The following is a 15,867-nucleotide window of genomic DNA, read 5'->3' as shown; positions in this document are numbered from 1 at the left end:
CCAGTGGTGGTTCGGGGACGAAGGAGGGCCGGGTGGGTGGGCCGGGTTTGTCAGGGGCTCCCGGCCGGCTGCGGCTGCGGCGCGGGGTCGAGGGTGAAATCGGCGAGGAAGAGCTGACTGTTGCGATCGGTGCCGCGGCCGTTCGAGGTCCACATCAGCTTCGTCCCGTCCGGGCTGAACACGGGCAGGCCGTCGAAACCGTCGTGATAGGTGAGCCGTTCCTCAGCCTTCGTGTCGACGTTCATCAGGTAGATTTCGTAGTTCGCGTGGCCGTGCCGACTCGTCGAGTAGACGATGTGCTTGGAGTCCGGGTGCCAGAACGGCCCCCAGTTGACCGACTCGTTCTCGGTCAGCGCCCGCTCGTCGGTCCCCTCGACGTTGTTGACGTAGAGTTGGAGCAGGTCGTTCTCCTTGCGGTCGCTGCGATAGACGATCCGCTTGCCGTCGGGGGAGAAGAAGGGGCCGCCGTCGTAGCCCTTCGCGTGGGTGATCCGGCGAGGGTTCTTGCCGTCGGCGTCCATGATGTAGATCTCGCCGTCGCCGTCGCGGAACGAGGTGAAGATGATGTGCTTGCCGTCGGTGGAGAAGCTCCCTTCGGCGTCGTAGCCGTCGGCGTCGGTCAGCCGCGACAGGTTCTTGCCGTCGAGGTCGGCGCGGAAGATGTCCATCCCCTCGGGAAAGCTCCAGCGGTATCGGCTGCCGGACCTGCCGTAAGCGGCGCTCTGGGGCGCTTTCGGGGGCGCGGGATTCAGGTGCGTCGAGCCGAAGATCAGGGAGATGCCGTCGGACGAGAAGAAGGCGCAGGTGCACGCGCCCTCGCCCGTGCTCACCTGCTTCGGTTTGGCTCCCGGTTTCAGCTCCGCCGTGAAAATCTGGTATTCGTACTGGTTGGCCCTGGGCTCCAGGAAGACCGTCTCGGGGAGGTTCGGCACCGCCTGGAAGACGATCCGGGTGCCGTCGGCGTTAAAGTAGCCCTCGCCGGCCCGGAAGAAGCCGAAGGTGACCTGCCGGATGTTCGCCAGGTGCTTCGATTCCTGCTTCGCGACCTCCTCGGCCGAGAGGGGCCGTTGGCCGCCCCCGCCGTACTGGGCGGTCAGGGCGATGCATAAGGCCAGGGCGCACGTCGTGCTGCACATCATCGGGATCGGGCCTCCGGAAGCTTTCCCTCTGGGTTCTTGATCGCATAGTATAGGGGCCGGCGAGCGAGGCCGCCAATGGCGAGGTGGGCGAGGCGAGGCTGACGTGAAGATCTACACGAAAACCGGCGACGACGGCTTGACGGGCATCCTGGGCAAGAAGCGGCTCCGCAAGGACGACGCGCGGATCGAGGCCTATGGGACGGTCGACGAGCTGAACGCGGCGATGGGCCTCGCCCGCAGCTTCAAGATGAAGGCCGGAGAGGACGAGCTGGCGGCGCGAATTCAGGACGACCTGTTCACGCTCGGCGCGGCCCTGGCCGACCCCGATCCCCAGGGCCGGTTCCACAACCAGATCACCGACGCCCACATCGCCAGGCTGGAGAAGGCCATCGACGCGATGACCGAGGAGCTGTCGCCCATGCGATGCTTCATCCTCCCCGGCGGCTCGGTCGCGGCCTCCCAGCTCCACGTCGCCCGCACCATCTGCCGCCGCGCCGAGCGGCAGGTCGTCCACCTGGCGAACCTCCCCGACGAGAACGTCCCCACGCCCCTCCTGATCTATCTCAACCGCCTGAGCGATCTGCTCTTCGTCATGGCCCGGACGGTCAACCACCTTGCGGGCGTCGCCGACGTCCCCTGGGAGTCGAAGAAATGACGTCCGAATCGCCGCGATCCAAGGTCGTCCTGATCACCGGCGGACGTCGCGTGGGATCGGCCCTGGCGCGGATGCTCGGCGAGTCCGGGTGGCGGGTCGCCATGACTTATCGATCCAGCCGCGAGGCGATCGAGCGGACCGTCGCCGACGTCGAGGCCGCCGGCTCCGAAGGCCTGGCCGTCGCCGCCGACCTGACCGATCCCGCACAGGCCGAGAACGCCGTGGACGCGACGATCGCCCGCTTCGGCCGCCTCGACGCCCTGGTGAACATGGCGAGCGTCTACAAGCGGACCCCGTTCGCCGACCTGACCCCGGCCGACTTCGACGCGATGGTCGCCGCCAACCTCGCCGCCCCTTACCACGCGGCGCTGGCCGCCGCACGCCGGATGTCGGCCCAGCCCGCGATCGACGGCATCAAAGGGAAGCTCGTCTTCATCGGCGATTGGGCGACCGAACGCCCCTACAAGGGCTACCTCCCCTATCTCGCCGCCAAGGGGGGGATGACCACGCTGGCGACCGCCCTGGCCGTGGAACTCGCCCCCTTCATCCCCGTCGCCACCATTCAGCCCGCCATGATCGAGCCCCCCCCGGACCTCTCCGAGGAGGACAGGCGCGAGGTCCTGAACCTGACCCCCTTGCGTCGGTTCGGATCGCCCGACGACGTGAATCGGCTGATCGCCTACCTCCTGGACGGCACCAACTTCGTCACCGGCGTCTGCTATCGGGTCGACGGCGGCCGATTCCTCGGCGACGGCTGAGGACGGCTGGAGGCGGGGGCGGGGGCGGGGCGTACGGTTGTGGTCGGCCGCGAGCCGGGGTTAAACTCGGACCATCGAGAGATCGCCTCTCCCGCGACCCGCCCCCCCGTCGAGGACCATCCATGAATCGTTCCCAGATGCGCCGTCCCTGGATCGCCCGGGCGTCGGCGACCTTATGCCTCGTGGGCCTCCTCGCCTCCCCGGCGACGGCGGCCGAGCCCGTGGGGATCTGGAAGCTCGTCGTCCTGGCGTTCGGCGCCGACGACTTCGCGATCGTCGACCTCCATCGCCAGGACGACAAGCCCCGGGGCGTCGTGATCGACGGCCGCAAGCAGTTGCTGGAGGGCGCCCAGATCGAGGGCGTCGACCTGCAAGACGGTCGCGCCGCGTTCACCCTCAAGGGCTCGGTGATGACCATCAAGTTCTCGGGCTCCGAGGCCAAGGAAGGCCCCTTCGCCGGCCAGATCGTCGGCACGGTGCTGATCCAGAACGAGAGCTACCCGGCCTCGCTGGAGAAGACCCGGGAAGAGAAGCTCGCCCCGGCGAAGCCGAACGCCTTCGTCCAGGATTTCCTCAAGGCCGCCCGTCAGGAGGATATGGGCAAGAAGGTCGACGACCTTCGGGCGTTGCTGGCCAAGAACCCCGGCGTCCCGGCCAACCAGATCATCTACAGCGAGCTGCTCGGCAACGCCGAGGCCGCCAAGCTCCCCCCCGCCGAGGTCGACCGCCTCATCGCGAACTGGCGCCGAGAGGCCGAGCCGTTCGGCCAGGTCTGGGTCGACGAGGTCGGCATGAAGGCGTTCAAGGCGATCGCCGGGAGCAAGCCGTTCGCCGAGACGGCGCTGAAGCTGGGGCAGGAACTCGACAAGGGCCTCGCGGCCGACGCCTCGACCGACGCCAAGGCCGTCCTCGTGAAGCTGCTGGCGACCGCCGCCCGTAACGCCGGCAAGGCCGACCTGGCCGCCGACGCCGAAGGCCGCGCCGCCAAGCTCGACGCCCAGCTCGACGCCGAATACCACGAGAAGGTCCCCCCCTTCAAGCCGACCCCCTACGAAGGGCGTAAGAAGCCCGGCGCGACCCAGCCCGTCGTCCTCGAGCTGTTCACCGGCGCCCAGTGCCCCCCCTGCGTCGCCGCCGACGTCGCCTTCGACGCCCTGCTCAAGACCTACAAGCCGACCGACTTCATCGGCCTCCAGTACCACCTGCACATCCCCGGCCCCGACCCCCTCACCAACGCCGACGCCGTCGCCCGCCAGGGCTACTACGGCGACGAGGTCCGGGGGACCCCCTCCACCTTCTTCAACGGCCGTTCCGACGGCGCCGGCGGCGGGCCCATGGCCGCCTCCGAGAACAAGTACAATGAGTATCGCGGCCTGATCGACGAGATGCTCGAACAGTCCGGCAAGACCGAGGTCGCGCTCGACGCGAAGCGCGAAGGCGAGGAGATCACGATCGTCGCCTCGGCGAACTCCCCCACCCCGGCGGCGAAGGCCGACGCCAAGGACGTCAAGGACGCCAAGTCCTCGCTCCGTCTCCGGCTGGCCCTCACCGAGGAATCCGTCCGCTACGTCGGCGGCAACAAGCTCCGCTTCCACCACCACGTCGTCCGCGCGCTCCCCGGAGGCGCCGAAGGAACTGAACTGGTCGACGGCAAGGGGAAGGTGGAGCTGAAGGTGAACCTCGTCGAACTCCGCGAGAAGCTGAACACCTATGTGAGCGAGTACGCCAAGGAACGCCCTTTCCCCGCCGCCACTCCTGAGATCGCCCTCAAGAACCTCAGCGTCGTGGCCTTCGTCCAGGACGACCTCGACAAGGCGATCCTCGGCGCCGTCTCCGTCCCCGTCGCCGAAGCCACCCCCTGATCGCTCGAATCCGATCGCCGGGCGACGCGGCCCTCGCCGCGTCGCCCCCCCTCCTTCCCCTTCTCAAATCCCTTCGCAAATCCAGCCGACGTCGTCCGGATTCTCCTCGACCTTTCGACTTAATACACGCTATCATCCATTCAGGCCGAGGAATTGACCTCGATGGATTGGGGCGTTTCGATTAGATTGAAAGGTGGTTGTACACCTCTCGGGACCTCATGTCTTATGGTCGTTGGAGGTGGGCGCGCATCGGCGTCGCCGACGGATCTACAATCGTCGAGAACGGGGAGGACGCACTTGGCGGGCGGAACGGGTCGAGAACGTCGGACGCATCGGTCGTACAAACCGGCCGTCGAAACGATGGAGGCGTTGCGCCTGCTCTCGGGCGTGGCTCACGCCGCGGCGATGCCGGCGCTGGCGGCTGAACACCAGGCCCTCCTCGACGCCCCCCCCGCCTCCTCGCCGACCCTCGACCACGCCGGCGTCTCCGGCGACGCCTGGGACGCGGCCCTGCTGGACTCCCGGCTCGACGGCCTGCTGTCGGACCTCTGGGCCACCGGGAGGGTCGAGCCCGAAGTCGTCGCGCCGCTCGACGAGCGGGCGATGGCCTCCGGCCTGAACCAGCTCGACCGCTACCTGACCCGGTCCTGGCAACGCGCGGGGCTCCCCCCGCAGTCGTACGAGGACTCCTCCCAGGCCGTCTACGCGACCCTCCTCCAGCAGTTCGGCCGTCCCCAGTTCGACGCCATGCTGCAAGACGTCGGCCGCTGGGGCGTCAAGGAGGTCTTCACCAAGGAGACCGCCGAAGGGGTCGATTTCTTCCGCGCCGTGGACATGGTCAAGAAGCGCGTCCAGCGCGAGCGAGTCCACCAGCCGATCGACGACGTCGCCGCCGCCTCCGCCCTCGACGACGCCGACGCCCAGGCCTGGCGCGACGCCCTCCGCGAGGCCATCGACCGCTCGCTCACCCCACGCGAGGCCAGCCTGATCCAGGAATCCCTGATGGGCCGGACCCCCGCCGAGATCGCCCACCATTGGGGCCTCGCCCCCAAGACCATCAGCAACGAGAAGACCCGCGTGCTGAACAAGCTCCGCGAGGTCCTCCAGCCCCAACTCGCGGACTGACCGCGGAATCTCCTGGCCGACGCCCGAAGCTTCCCGTAACCTGAAACAGGTCGGAATTCGGGGCCTTCGATGCGGGGGGATCGCATGCGAGCGGCAAGTCGAGTCCTCGTCGCCCTGCTCGGCTCATCCCTCCTCCTCGGGGCGAACCGCGTTCAGGCCCAGCAAACCCCGCCGTCCGAGCCGACGAAATCCAGGAAGTCCGAGGCCAGGCCCGCACCGCGCAAGTCTAGCCGCCGCCAGCCCGAGGACGCCCCGAGGGTCAGGACGCCCGAGGAGATCGAGGCCCGCCAGCGGAGCCCGTTCCTTCAGGCCCCCGGCGAATCGCGGTATGACGCCGAAGACGTCCGCGACCTTCCGCCCTGGAGTCGCGTCAGCTTCTTCGGGATCGCGGCGCGGGGGACCTTCTTCGTTTACGTGATCGACCAGTCCGGCAGCATGATCGACGACGATCGGCTCACGCGGGCGTCCATCGAACTACGTCGCAGCGTCGCCGCGCTGCAGAGCCCGCAGCGGTTCGAGGTCGTCTTCTACAACGACGAGGCGACGACCATGCCGGGCGGCCCGATCCCCCGATCCGCCGATCGTCGCAACAAGGAGCAGCTCGCCTCCTGGCTGCGGATGATCGACCCCGATGGCGGCACCAGCCCTCGAAAGGCCGTGATGCAGGCCCTCGCCCTGCGACCCGACGCCGTCTTCCTCCTCTCCGACGGCGACTTCCCCGACGGGACCGCCGACGAGATCGCCCGGGCCAACGGCCGCAAGATCCCGATCCACTGCATCGACATGGCCGGTGGGCTCGGCGGCGACGACCTCCCGAAGATCGCCCGCGAAAGCGGCGGCCGATACGCCTCACGCCCCGGAAGCCTGCAAGACGCGGCCCCGGGGCGCTGAGGAGATCCCATCACTGGGTCGCGGACACCGAGCCCATCGGGCTGCCCCGGATCATCATCCCTTCCGGAAGCGGCCGGGCGGCCACGCTGAAGCCGCGCTCGTTCAGCTCGTCGCGGAGTCGACGATAGAGGTTGAAGCTGTCGGGATAGACCCACATCGTCACCACCGACCGCCCCGGCGTCAGTCGGTTGATCGCGCGGGCGTACTCGGAGATCGGATTGCGGGTCGACTCGTACGCCTCGCCACGGCTTTCGGTCCGGGGGACCACCTCCCATCCGCGAAGGTCGAATCGGATGCTGTGGCGTTCCAGCAGCTCCTCGATGCTCGACTGCGCCCGGCCCAGCACGTAACTCAGCGAGAACCAGCCGACCGGCCCGACCTGCGACGTGAGGACGCCCGTCCGGTCGGCCATGCGGAGCTTCACTTGCGCGTCGGACTTCGCCAGCTCCAGAAGCCGGTCCAGATCGATGAAGGCCACGCGATCGTGCCGCAACTCGAAATGGAACTCGTCGGCCTTCGCGGGCTGGGAGACCGGGTTCTTGCTCAGGATCGAGGTCGCCTTGGGAAGCGGCAGGCTCCGAAGCTGGGCGACCTCGGCGGTCAGCTTGTCGCGCTCCGCCTTGAGAAACCCGCCCCTCGCCGACGCCCTCGCGATCTGCGCCGAGGGATCGCGGACGCGAAACGACAGCCGACGGGCTCGGGACGCCTCCAGCGCCGCCCGGTTCGCCGACGCCTCCAGCTCCCGCTTCGCCTCGGCCGCGCGAGCCTCGGCGCGGGCCCGGTCGCGGCTGGCCGCGTCGAGATCCGCCTCGGCACGCGCCACCGCCTCGCGATCCAGGACCGGCGCGGGGGGAGCCTCGGCGACCGGCTCAGGTTCGGAGTCAGGTTCGGGTTCGGTCTCCGCGACCTCGGGGCCGGGCTCGACGGGTGCGGGGGACGCAGCCGGCGCCGCCACGACCTGGGGCGGCTTCGGCCCATCGAGGACCGCCGGGGGCGTCGGATCGGGGACGCTCGATCGGTTCACGAGGAAGCTCAGGAGCAGGATCCCGGCCAGCACGCTGGGGATCGGCAGCGCCTGTCGCAGCCAAGTCGTCATTACCACACCCCCCGTTCGAGGAGTCGAGGATTCTGGGCCCCCGCCACCTGAAGCGTCATGGGCCAGCTCAACTCGGAAAACAGGACCTGCCGGCGCGCCTCCCAGAACGTCGACGCGCCGTCGTTCTCGACCAGAAACTTGACCCGAGGCCGGGCCTGATGGCCGGATCAACCTCGGCCCGTCTCTGCGCCACGGCCGCCAGGTTGCGGACCAGCAGCTTCTCATCCTTGCGGTTCTTGAGCGCCTGGGCCGTGATCCGATAGCCGCCGGGCTGGATCGTCACGCCGTCGACGCCGCAGGCCACGACGATCTCGAACGGCACCTCGATCGCCGGGGGCCGCTTCTCGTCCGATCCCTTGATGAGCGGCTCCATCCCGGCTTCCTGGGAGCCCGGCGAACCGGCCGAACTCCCCGAGCCGCCCGGACTACCGGTGCCGGCTGGACTCCCCGAGCCGCCCGAGTCCGGGTCGGCTCCCAGCATCAACCCGGGCGATCCCATCCCGCTCGACGACGCGGCGGTCGAACTCGAACCCGAACGCAGGCCCGACCCCAGCGCGGCGAGTTTCGAGGCGTCACCCCCCGCGGCCTGTGCGAGCGCCCGCGCCAGCCTGCTGGGAGGCTGGGTCCCGGCGGCTCCCAGGGCTCGCGCCAGCCCGTTCGGCGGAACCTCGCCGGCCTCCAGCCCCACGCCGGCGGTTGCGGCGCCGGGAGTCCCGGAGACCGGGCCGGAGCCCCCCCACATGAGTCCGCCGGTCTCTCCCGAGGGGGCGGGGTTCGTCGCCTCGGTCGGCGCGGGCTGAAGCGTCACAGCCGGACCGACCGGAGGCCGCCCCGAACCGTCGGATCGCCAGGATCGGCCTGGAACCGTCAGCCCGACGGCTGGGGCTGGGGCGGAGGCGGAGGCCGGATCAGAACCGCCGGCGACGCCGGCTGGTCGAGAAGGCTTCACGGCCCCCCCCATCGAGTCGTCACCGACCCCGAGACCCTGGCCGGCGAGCTTGCCCGCATCCGGTTTCGCTCCCGGGCCATCCCCCGCGCCGGGGCCGGCTCCCTCGAAATCCGGTAGTCGCTCAAGGGCCGCCCCCAGACCGGAACCCATCGCCTGGCCGCCTCTCGAACCGCCTGTCTCAGTTCCGGCCGGAGCGCGCCGCGCGGGCGGAAGACCTCGCACGGCCCTTCCCGTCCCGAACGACCCCAGCCCGCCGGTTTCCTGGGCGTCGCCCTTGACGTCCCCCTCGGCATCACCGAACGGAGCGCCGGGGGCTCCGAGGCCCGGGCGCGAGGTCGGCCAGACGAACTCATCGGGCGAATCGCCGGCGGCGTTTTCGGGCTGAGTGCCGCCCCGGCCACGTCCCACGTCGAAGGCTCCGGCGATCGCCTGGCGTTCGTCCCCTGTCCCGCCTCCCGGCCACGCGAGGCCTCCCCCCGCGACGGATCCGCCGCGACCGGCCGCGGCCCCTTCGCCGGCGCCGTTCCCCGCGCCGGGCAAACCCTGGGCCAGGCTCGCAGGCGGGACCCCGGTCGACGGCGAGCCGTCCCAGGTGGCGAGGTCGTCGAAGTTCGGGACGTCGACCTTGAGGTCTCTGTCGATCAGCTCATATCCGAAGGCGATGCCCAGTGGTTCAAGCCGGCCGCGCGCCTCGTAGTACGATCGGATGCCGTCGGGCCTCACCAGGAAGACGAAATACGGAACCACGGAGCCCCGTCCGGGGAGGCCGAGGACTGGACCTTGAGCAACTCGCGGGCGATGGCCACGACGACCGGACTGGATCGCGGGTTGACCAGCCCGAGAGGTCCAGAAGCGAGAACGACGGCCCGTCGGGGCGGATCTGGACGGAGCCCGCGGTGCACTCGATCACGATCGGCCGCCGCCAGGTGCCGTTCTCTCCCCGGTAAGGCAGCACCGCGTAGCTCCCCTCGCTGGGGGCGTTCGCGAGGGCCGCCTTGAGGGCGTCGCGCTCGCGAGCCAGTACGTCTCGCTGGGCGGCGTAGGCGTCGACTTGCCGGTCGAGTTTCTCGGCCTTTTTCGCGAGCGCGGCGACCTGCTGCTGCACCAACATCTCCCGGCGTCGCCATCGCTCGGACTCGGCGACGGCCGCCTGTCGGCCCTGCTCCAGACTGCGAACCTCGCGATCCAGGCGAGCGGCCTCCTCGGCCTCGCGGGCCGTCGCCTCGTTCAACTGCGCCAGGGCCTTCGGCGTGGGGTCCTCGGGCGGCGGCGAGGGGGCCGGTCGAGGCTTCTCCACCACCTTGGGCGGCGTCTCGACGATTTCCAACGGAGCCGGGGCCGGCGTCGGTTCCGGCGCGACCGGGACGGCTGTCGCTGCGATGGGCGTCGGCGTCGGAGGCTCGGTGGCCTTGCGAGCCGTGAGCGCCCGTCGGTGAACGGAGATCACCAGATGCATCGCCCCGCCCAGGCTCGCCATGATAAGGGCGACCATGGCGAGTTCCGCCCCGATCCTGCGTTTCCCGCTCGCCAACTCCCACCTCCGCGTCCGTGCGCGCTCCGCGCAGGGTTGGGGATCCAGCGCCTTTACGCAACGTAGGTACTAGATCGGATCAGCGGGGTGTGAGCCTTGAATCGACCGGAAGGAGTCGTCAGCCGGCGGCGTCGAGTATCTCCCGAAGTTGGGCGTCCGTAAGGACGATCGGATTCCCCTTCATGCTGCTGGCCCCCCGGGCGACCGCGAGGACCGAATCGAGTTCTTCGGCGGTCGCCTCGGCGAATGGGAGCGGAGGGATTTTCAGCTCGACGCCGAGCGCCCGGACCCACTCCACGCCGTCGTGAGCCTCGGCGGCGAAGTCGCCGGTCAGGATCTGAGCGACCTCCCGATAGCGATTCAAGGCCGGAGAATCCGGCGAGTGACGTTCGATCGCCGCGATGTTCGCATTCATGACCAGAGGGAGCAGCCGGGCGCAGATCGCGCCATGAGGGACGCTGAAGGTCCCGCCGAGAACGCCGGCCAGGCCGTGGACGGCCCCGAGCTTGGCGTTCGCCAGGGCCAGGCCGCCGAACAGCGAGGCCGTGGCCATGTCCTCGCGGGCCTGGCGGTCGGCGCCGTCACGATGGGCGGTGGCCAGCGAACGCGCGGCGAGAGCGATCCCCTCGCGGCAAATGCCGTCGGTCAGGGGGTTGGCTCCGAGACCCACGAACGGCTCGATCAGTTGCGTCAGGGCGTCCATCCCGGTGGTCGCCGTGATCTCCGAGGGGAGGGAGAGGGTCAGGCCCGGGTCGACCACAGCCGCGCGGGGGAGCAGTGCGGGGCTCCGCAAGCTGACTTTCACCCGACGCTCGGGGACGTCCAGCACGGCGTTGCGGGTGACTTCCGAACCCGTGCCGGCGGTCGTGGGGACGGCGACGAACGGCAGGCCGGGGGCTGTGAGCGGCCTCCCCCCGCCGACGATCTCCAGGTGATCCAGCAAACCGCCGGCCTGCGTCGCCATCCCGGCCGTCGCCTTGCCGGCGTCGATCACGCTGCCGCCGCCGACGGCGATGACCAGGTCGCAGCCCTCGGCCCGCGCCAGGTGGACGGCGGTCTCGACCGTCCGCACCTTGGGCTCGCCGTCGACGTGGAACGCGAAGCTGCGGATTCCCTGCTCGGCGAGCTTGCCAGCCAGGGCCGCGCCGTGTCGACCCTCTCGGCCGAGCACCAGCAAGGCCGTCCGCCCCAGCGTGCTCGCCAGCGCCGGAACCTGATCGAAGGCGCCCCATCCGAACACGATCCGACCGGCGGTGGCGAACTCGAAGCTCATGGCTGCCCGTCTTCCGGATAGAGCTTGCGAAACTTGGCGGACGAACGCGGCCCGGCTTGCATCGCGGCGGCCTGCTCGGCCCAGACGGCGTAATGGGCCGTCTCCTTGTGCGCGGCGAAATCCTCGGGCTGGCGATAGATCTCGAACAGCGCGAACTTCGTCGGGTCGTCGTGCTGCTGGAGGACGTCGAACCGGAGGCAGCCTGGCTCCTGGATGCTGTTGCGGGAATTCTCGGCGCACGCCGCCCGGAACGCATCGACGCATTCCGGCTTCACCTGGATGTTGGCGATCACCACGAACATGTAAAATCCTTTCGGATGGCTCGGCGGTCGGGCTCGCCCTGTAAGGCGGGATGGCACCGAGCGTATCCATCCTCGTGCGTCTCCGTAAACTGAACCAACGTCCATGGCGCGCTCGCATGCGGCAGCTTCGGACAGGGAAGCGAGGCCGCCGGAGTTTCCGATCATGAGCGCGGGGGACAAGCGGAAGATCGACCTGGTCCTGGGTCTCGCGGCGATGCTCGTGCTGGGGATGCTCACGGGCATCTACACCCGCGACCTGCCGCTGGGAGTCGAGGGCGAATGGGAATGGCCCCGGGTCCGGAAGGAGCCCGCGTTCGCGCGGCTCCTGATCGCCGCGACGGGCGTGGCGGCCTACGGCGGCCTCGCGGTGTTGGGGTATCGGGCGCTCGGCGTCTCCTCAGGGCGAGCCTGGCGCGAGATGGGCTGGGTCGCCGGGCTGACCGCCTCCGCCGCGGCGCTCCAGGTCTTCATCGTGGTCGGTGCCCCCGAGGGGTTCGGCCCGACGAAATGGGCCGTGATCCACTGCCTTCGCGAATCCACCGGCTACTACGAGGTCGCCCGGCGGGAGGCCGCTCACTCTCCCGCGAAGTTCCTCGCCGACTACCCCAACTGGATCGCGGAGCGAGGGGCCGACCATCTCGGCACGCACCCGCCGGGGTTGATCGCGACGTACTGCGGCCTGCTCGCCTTGATGGAGCGGAACGACGCGGCGGCCGACTGGCTCACAGCCGCGACGCCCCCCTCGATGGTCAAGGGCTTCGAGCAGGTCGAGGCCATGCAGGAGCTGGTGATCCCGAGGGCCGACCGGGCGGCGCTCTACCTGGCGAGCCTCATCACGCTCCTCGCCTGCGCCGGGACCGTCGCGCCGATCTACCTGCTGGCGCGGGAGTCACTGCCGCCGCGATTCGCCTGGGCGACGGCCGCGCTCTGGCCGCTGGCCCCGGCCCTGAACCTGTTCCAGCCGCTGGCCGACGCCGGCTACCCCCTGCTCTCGGCGACGGCGCTGGCGGCGGCGGCCTGGGCTTCGCGGCTCCGGGAGAGGCCCGGGGTCGGGGCGTGGGCGTCAGCCGGGCTGGCGACGGTTTCGGGCGTCGTGATGGCGTTCGGCATGATGTTCACGCTGGCGTTCCTGCCGATCGGCCTCATCGTCGCCCTGATCGTGCTGACGACGCGGTCGATCCCCTGGACGAGACGATTCGAGACGATCGCCTGGATCGGCGTCGGGTTCCTCGCCGGGGTCGCGATCGCCCGGCTGGCGACCGGGGCCGATCCGTTCGCCGTGTGGTGGTGGAACCTGCATCACAACTCGCGGTTCTACGATGGGGGCCGCCGTTCCTACCTCCCGTGGTTGCTCGTCAATCCCGTCGAATTGGCGATCGCGGCGGGGCTGCCGGCCGTCGTGTGGGGCCTCGCCGGCGTGATCACCGAGCTTCGGCGTGTGCCTCGCACCTTCTGGTGCGCCCTGGCCGTCGTGGCGATCACGGATCTGTCCGGCCTCAACAGGGGCGAAGTCGCGCGACTCTGGATAATCTTCCTGCCCCCCCTCTTCACGGCCGCCGGTGCCGGGCTGGCAGGTCTCGGCGGCGGCCTCCAGGCCGTCCTCGTCACCATCTTGCTCACCGGAGTCCAGACTCTGGGGCTCCAGGGCCTGATCCAGCTCGTCTTTCCGCCCTGATCGACCGAGCGGGGTTCCACGCTCAGGGATACCGTAGGTGACGGGACGGCTCCAGACGGAGGGTTCTACAACTCGGCCCGAAAGGGATCTAGACTGGGTCGAGACGTCGCCCGCCCTCCGCGCGGGAGTTCCGACGCTCGCCACGCCAACCCCCGAGACGCCATGACACCCGCGACCCTCCTCCTCGCGACGGCTCTCCTCTCCGCCCCTCCCGCTCCCGACGGCCCGCTCGCCCCCATCGCCGCCCGGCGGTTCCACGTCGTCCCGGACGCGCCGACGGTCCTGGAATGGAAGCGGACGGGGGAAGCCGACGGGGACGCCCTGGACTACATCGTACGGGATTATCGGGGGACCGAGGAGGCGCGGGCGAAGGCCGTCGCGACGCCGGAGGGGGTCCGCGTCGAGCGGGCGTTCCCCCAGGGCTATCACGAGGTCGAATTTCCGGCGCTCTCGCAGCGTTTCGGGGTCGTCGCCCTGCCCCACGCCCGGGGGACGCCCGACCCGTTCTTCGCGATCGACGCGGCGATGTCCTGGCTCGTCGACGACGACGCGACCCGCGACGAGTTGATCGCCCTGGCGCAGGGTTTCGGCCTCGCCATGATCCGTGAGCGCATGACCTGGGAGGCGATCCAGCCTGAGCCCGGTCGCTGGGACTGGGAATCGGGCGCTCGCTTCGAACGTCTGCGGGAATCCTATCGACGCGCGGGAATCCCCGTCCTGGAGATGGGCCACGATGCGCCCGAATGGGCCGGTCGGGTCGGCAAGTATTCAAGAGACCTGGTCGCGACGGCCGACGCCTGGAAGACCATCGCCCGCCGCTGGGATCGGACCTGGGGCGGGATCGAGATTTGGAACGAGCCTGAGATCAGCTTCGGCGGCGACATGCCCGGCGACCAGTATTCGGCCTACGCCAAGGCCGTGTCGTTCGGGCTCCGCCAGGCCCCCGTCCGGGTGCCGATCGTCGGCGGCGTGATGGCCCATCACGCGCCCGAGTTCCTCAGGGCCTGCGCCCAGGGGGGGCTGCTCGAACGGGTCGACGCCTTCAGCTTCCACGACTACGGCCCCGCCGAGAGCTTCGAAGACGTCAACGTCCGGTTTCGCGAATGGCTGCGGGCTTCGGGCCACGGCGACATGCCGCTCTGGATCACCGAATGTGGCTGGCCCTGGAAGCGCGGTCCCGAACGGCCTCCCATCGATCAGGACCGCGCCAGCGCGGCGCAGATCGTGATGAAGGCGGTCGAGGCGCGGGCGTGCGGCGTCGAGCGGTTCTTCACGTTCGTCTACCCGTTCTACGAGGAGAACGCGAACAACTTCAGCGTCATGGACCGTAGCGCGACCCCGCTGCGGAGCATGGCCGCGTACGCGCAGGCGATCCACGCACTGGGCGGCCTCTCCTATCTCGGCGACCTGAAGTGCGACGCCCCTCGAATCCTCCGCTCCCGGGTTTTCGGCGACGCCAGGCGCGCCGTCGTCGTGATCGCCTCCACGCTGTCCGAAACCGACCTGGGCGAGCCGATCCGGCTTGCCGTGACGCCCGATCACGTCGAGGCGGCCGACGGCCGGGCGGTTCCCGTCCGCGACGGCGGCTTCCCGCTCACCGACGGCCTGGCCTACGCCTGGTTCGAGCGAGCGGCTCTCGCCCCGATGATCGACGCAGAGACCCGCGCGATGAGCCTGCACCCGGCCCGCGACGCCGAGCCCGTACGGGGCGAGCCCTCGCCGATCGTGCTCCGCCATCGGTTCGACCCGATGGTCGCGACGCCGAGTTCGACGGGCTATCGACTCAAGGCCGGCGTCACGTCCCTGCCGGTGCGCGTCGAGGTGGTCAACCTCGGCGAGACGGCCGAATCGCTCGACCTGACGCTCGGGGTGGAGCGGCCGGACGTGGGGACGGTCGCCGAACCCCGCCGCGTCGAGGTCGGCCCGCGATCGCAGGCGGAGGTGGAATGGACGGTCGACCTCTCGGACGCCTTCGCCGACTTCGCCCCGGCGAGAGTCCTCGTCACCGCCCGCAATGAGCGCGGGATCCGCGATCGACTGTCTTTGGCGGTCTTCGGGGAGGCCAAGCTCGAAGTGGCCCTCGCCAGGGTCTCGCGTTCGGTCCGGCTGCCGATCGAGGATCTCTCGCGATGGTCTCCGAACATCGCCGCCGGGGGACGGATGACGATGCGGGCCGTCGAGACCGACGGCTGGCGGCTGGACGTCGCTCATGAGCCCGGGACCGATCGCTGGGCCTATCCGTACTTCCGGCTCCCGGATTCGGTCGATCTCGCCGAGGCGAAGGGACTGATCCTCCGGGCCCGACGTCGGGGCGCGGGGGACGTCCGGGCCTTCCTCTGGGAGGGAGAGACCGGGGTCGGCTATATCAACGTCGCCAGCCTGTTCCCGGCCGACGGCGACTGGCATGTCGTCCGGCTCGATTTCGACGCGATGGAGCGCAGCAACGCCAACGCCCCCGACCCGGATGGGAAGCTGGACCGCAAGGCGGTGCGCAAGATCAGTCTCGGTCTGAACGGCGACGTCGACGCGAACGAGTTGGAGTTGGAGGTCGACGCCGTCCACATCGTTTGGTGAGGGCGGCCGACGGCCCGCGGCGGGAGGAGAAGACCTT

The 15,867-nt window shown here is 69.8% G+C and carries 14 protein-coding genes; 8 read left to right on the top strand and 6 right to left on the bottom strand.

What is annotated here, in order from left to right; genetic code table 11:
- Nucleotides 1–50: 50 nt before the first annotated feature.
- Nucleotides 51–1,139, bottom strand: a complete 1,089-nt coding sequence (locus tag VT85_RS14780) for a TolB family protein (RefSeq protein WP_197490724.1) — start codon at nt 1,137–1,139, stop codon at nt 51–53.
- A gap of 103 nt (nt 1,140–1,242) precedes the next feature.
- Between VT85_RS14780 and VT85_RS14775 the strand changes: the two genes are divergently transcribed.
- The 5 genes from VT85_RS14775 to VT85_RS14755 all read left to right on the top strand — a co-directional run bounded on the left by VT85_RS14775 (nt 1,243) and on the right by VT85_RS14755 (nt 6,430).
- Nucleotides 1,243–1,794, top strand: a complete 552-nt coding sequence (locus VT85_RS14775) for a cob(I)yrinic acid a,c-diamide adenosyltransferase (protein WP_068416650.1) — start codon at nt 1,243–1,245, stop codon at nt 1,792–1,794.
- Nucleotides 1,791–2,552 (top strand): SDR family NAD(P)-dependent oxidoreductase, encoded by a 762-nt coding sequence (locus tag VT85_RS14770; RefSeq protein WP_068416648.1) that lies wholly within the window; start codon nt 1,791–1,793, stop codon nt 2,550–2,552. Before VT85_RS14775 ends, VT85_RS14770 begins: the two co-directional genes overlap by 4 nt.
- A 122-nt stretch (nt 2,553–2,674) precedes the next feature.
- A complete protein-coding gene (locus VT85_RS14765; protein ID WP_068416643.1) occupies nt 2,675–4,414 on the top strand; it encodes a hypothetical protein in 1,740 nt (579 codons plus the stop codon).
- A 360-nt stretch (nt 4,415–4,774) separates the two neighbouring features.
- Nucleotides 4,775–5,539, top strand: a complete 765-nt coding sequence (locus tag VT85_RS14760) for a helix-turn-helix transcriptional regulator (protein ID WP_409999935.1) — start codon at nt 4,775–4,777, stop codon at nt 5,537–5,539.
- Between the two features lie 84 nt (nt 5,540–5,623).
- Nucleotides 5,624–6,430, top strand: coding sequence for a vWA domain-containing protein (locus VT85_RS14755; RefSeq protein WP_068416632.1), 807 nt, complete (start codon nt 5,624–5,626; stop codon nt 6,428–6,430).
- A 10-nt stretch (nt 6,431–6,440) separates the two neighbouring features.
- Here VT85_RS14755 and VT85_RS14750 read toward each other — a convergent pair whose 3' ends face one another.
- The gene (locus VT85_RS14750; protein ID WP_068416629.1) at nt 6,441–7,526 is read right to left on the bottom strand and encodes a hypothetical protein; all 1,086 of its coding nucleotides are present in this window, start codon (nt 7,524–7,526) and stop codon (nt 6,441–6,443) included.
- A 67-nt stretch (nt 7,527–7,593) separates the two neighbouring features.
- Entirely contained in the window at nt 7,594–7,899 is a 306-nt protein-coding gene (locus VT85_RS27690) for a hypothetical protein (protein ID WP_156512879.1), read from the bottom strand.
- Here VT85_RS27690 and VT85_RS27685 point away from each other — a divergent pair.
- Nucleotides 7,886–8,326 carry a hypothetical protein gene (locus tag VT85_RS27685; RefSeq protein WP_156512878.1) on the top strand — a complete coding sequence of 147 codons (441 nt, stop codon included), beginning with the start codon at nt 7,886–7,888 and terminating at the stop codon, nt 8,324–8,326. The two genes, VT85_RS27690 and VT85_RS27685, sit on opposite strands and share 14 nt — an antisense overlap.
- A gap of 822 nt (nt 8,327–9,148) precedes the next feature.
- On the opposite strand, the gene VT85_RS14740 is transcribed toward VT85_RS27685, so the two are convergent.
- The 3 genes from VT85_RS14740 to VT85_RS14730 all read right to left on the bottom strand — a co-directional run bounded on the left by VT85_RS14740 (nt 9,149) and on the right by VT85_RS14730 (nt 11,581).
- Entirely contained in the window at nt 9,149–9,967 is an 819-nt protein-coding gene (locus tag VT85_RS14740) for a hypothetical protein (RefSeq protein ID WP_068416623.1), read from the bottom strand.
- Nucleotides 9,968–10,124: 157 nt separating this feature from the next.
- Nucleotides 10,125–11,279, bottom strand: coding sequence for an iron-containing alcohol dehydrogenase (locus tag VT85_RS14735; protein ID WP_068416620.1), 1,155 nt, complete (start codon nt 11,277–11,279; stop codon nt 10,125–10,127).
- Nucleotides 11,276–11,581 carry a putative quinol monooxygenase gene (locus tag VT85_RS14730; RefSeq protein WP_068416617.1) on the bottom strand — a complete coding sequence of 102 codons (306 nt, stop codon included), beginning with the start codon at nt 11,579–11,581 and terminating at the stop codon, nt 11,276–11,278. The genes VT85_RS14735 and VT85_RS14730 overlap by 4 nt, the downstream gene beginning before the upstream one ends.
- Nucleotides 11,582–11,744: 163 nt before the next feature.
- Between VT85_RS14730 and VT85_RS14725 the strand changes: the two genes are divergently transcribed.
- A complete protein-coding gene (locus tag VT85_RS14725) occupies nt 11,745–13,256 on the top strand; it encodes a hypothetical protein (RefSeq protein ID WP_068416614.1) in 1,512 nt (503 codons plus the stop codon).
- Between the two features lie 162 nt (nt 13,257–13,418).
- Nucleotides 13,419–15,830 carry a cellulase family glycosylhydrolase gene (locus VT85_RS14720; protein ID WP_068416609.1) on the top strand — a complete coding sequence of 804 codons (2,412 nt, stop codon included), beginning with the start codon at nt 13,419–13,421 and terminating at the stop codon, nt 15,828–15,830.
- The last annotated feature ends 37 nt before the right edge of the window (nt 15,831–15,867 follow it).

Source organism: Planctomyces sp. SH-PL62 (assembly GCF_001610895.1).
Classification (GTDB): domain Bacteria; phylum Planctomycetota; class Planctomycetia; order Isosphaerales; family Isosphaeraceae; genus Paludisphaera.
The sequence above is the reverse complement of the archived record's forward strand: the minus strand, read 5'-3'. Positions and strand labels throughout refer to the sequence as shown.

Bases quoted from the DNA above. Each gene is read 5' to 3' on its own strand.
- VT85_RS14770 (WP_068416648.1), top strand. From the start codon at position 1,791: ATGACGTCCGAATCGCCGCGATCCAAGGTCGTCCTGATCACCGGCGGA.
- VT85_RS14755 (WP_068416632.1), top strand. From the start codon at position 5,624: ATGCGAGCGGCAAGTCGAGTCCTCGTCGCCCTGCTCGGCTCATCCCTC.
- VT85_RS27685 (WP_156512878.1), top strand. From the start codon at position 7,886: ATGAGCGGCTCCATCCCGGCTTCCTGGGAGCCCGGCGAACCGGCCGAA.
- VT85_RS14750 (WP_068416629.1), bottom strand. From the start codon at position 7,526: ATGACGACTTGGCTGCGACAGGCGCTGCCGATCCCCAGCGTGCTGGCC.
- VT85_RS14780 (WP_197490724.1), bottom strand. From the start codon at position 1,139: ATGATGTGCAGCACGACGTGCGCCCTGGCCTTATGCATCGCCCTGACC.
- VT85_RS14740 (WP_068416623.1), bottom strand. From the start codon at position 9,967: ATGGTCGCCCTTATCATGGCGAGCCTGGGCGGGGCGATGCATCTGGTG.
- VT85_RS14725 (WP_068416614.1), top strand. From the start codon at position 11,745: ATGAGCGCGGGGGACAAGCGGAAGATCGACCTGGTCCTGGGTCTCGCG.
- VT85_RS14760 (WP_409999935.1), top strand. From the start codon at position 4,775: ATGGAGGCGTTGCGCCTGCTCTCGGGCGTGGCTCACGCCGCGGCGATG.
- VT85_RS14720 (WP_068416609.1), top strand. From the start codon at position 13,419: ATGACACCCGCGACCCTCCTCCTCGCGACGGCTCTCCTCTCCGCCCCT.
- VT85_RS27690 (WP_156512879.1), bottom strand. From the start codon at position 7,899: ATGGAGCCGCTCATCAAGGGATCGGACGAGAAGCGGCCCCCGGCGATC.
- VT85_RS14735 (WP_068416620.1), bottom strand. From the start codon at position 11,279: ATGAGCTTCGAGTTCGCCACCGCCGGTCGGATCGTGTTCGGATGGGGC.
- VT85_RS14765 (WP_068416643.1), top strand. From the start codon at position 2,675: ATGAATCGTTCCCAGATGCGCCGTCCCTGGATCGCCCGGGCGTCGGCG.
- VT85_RS14730 (WP_068416617.1), bottom strand. From the start codon at position 11,581: ATGTTCGTGGTGATCGCCAACATCCAGGTGAAGCCGGAATGCGTCGAT.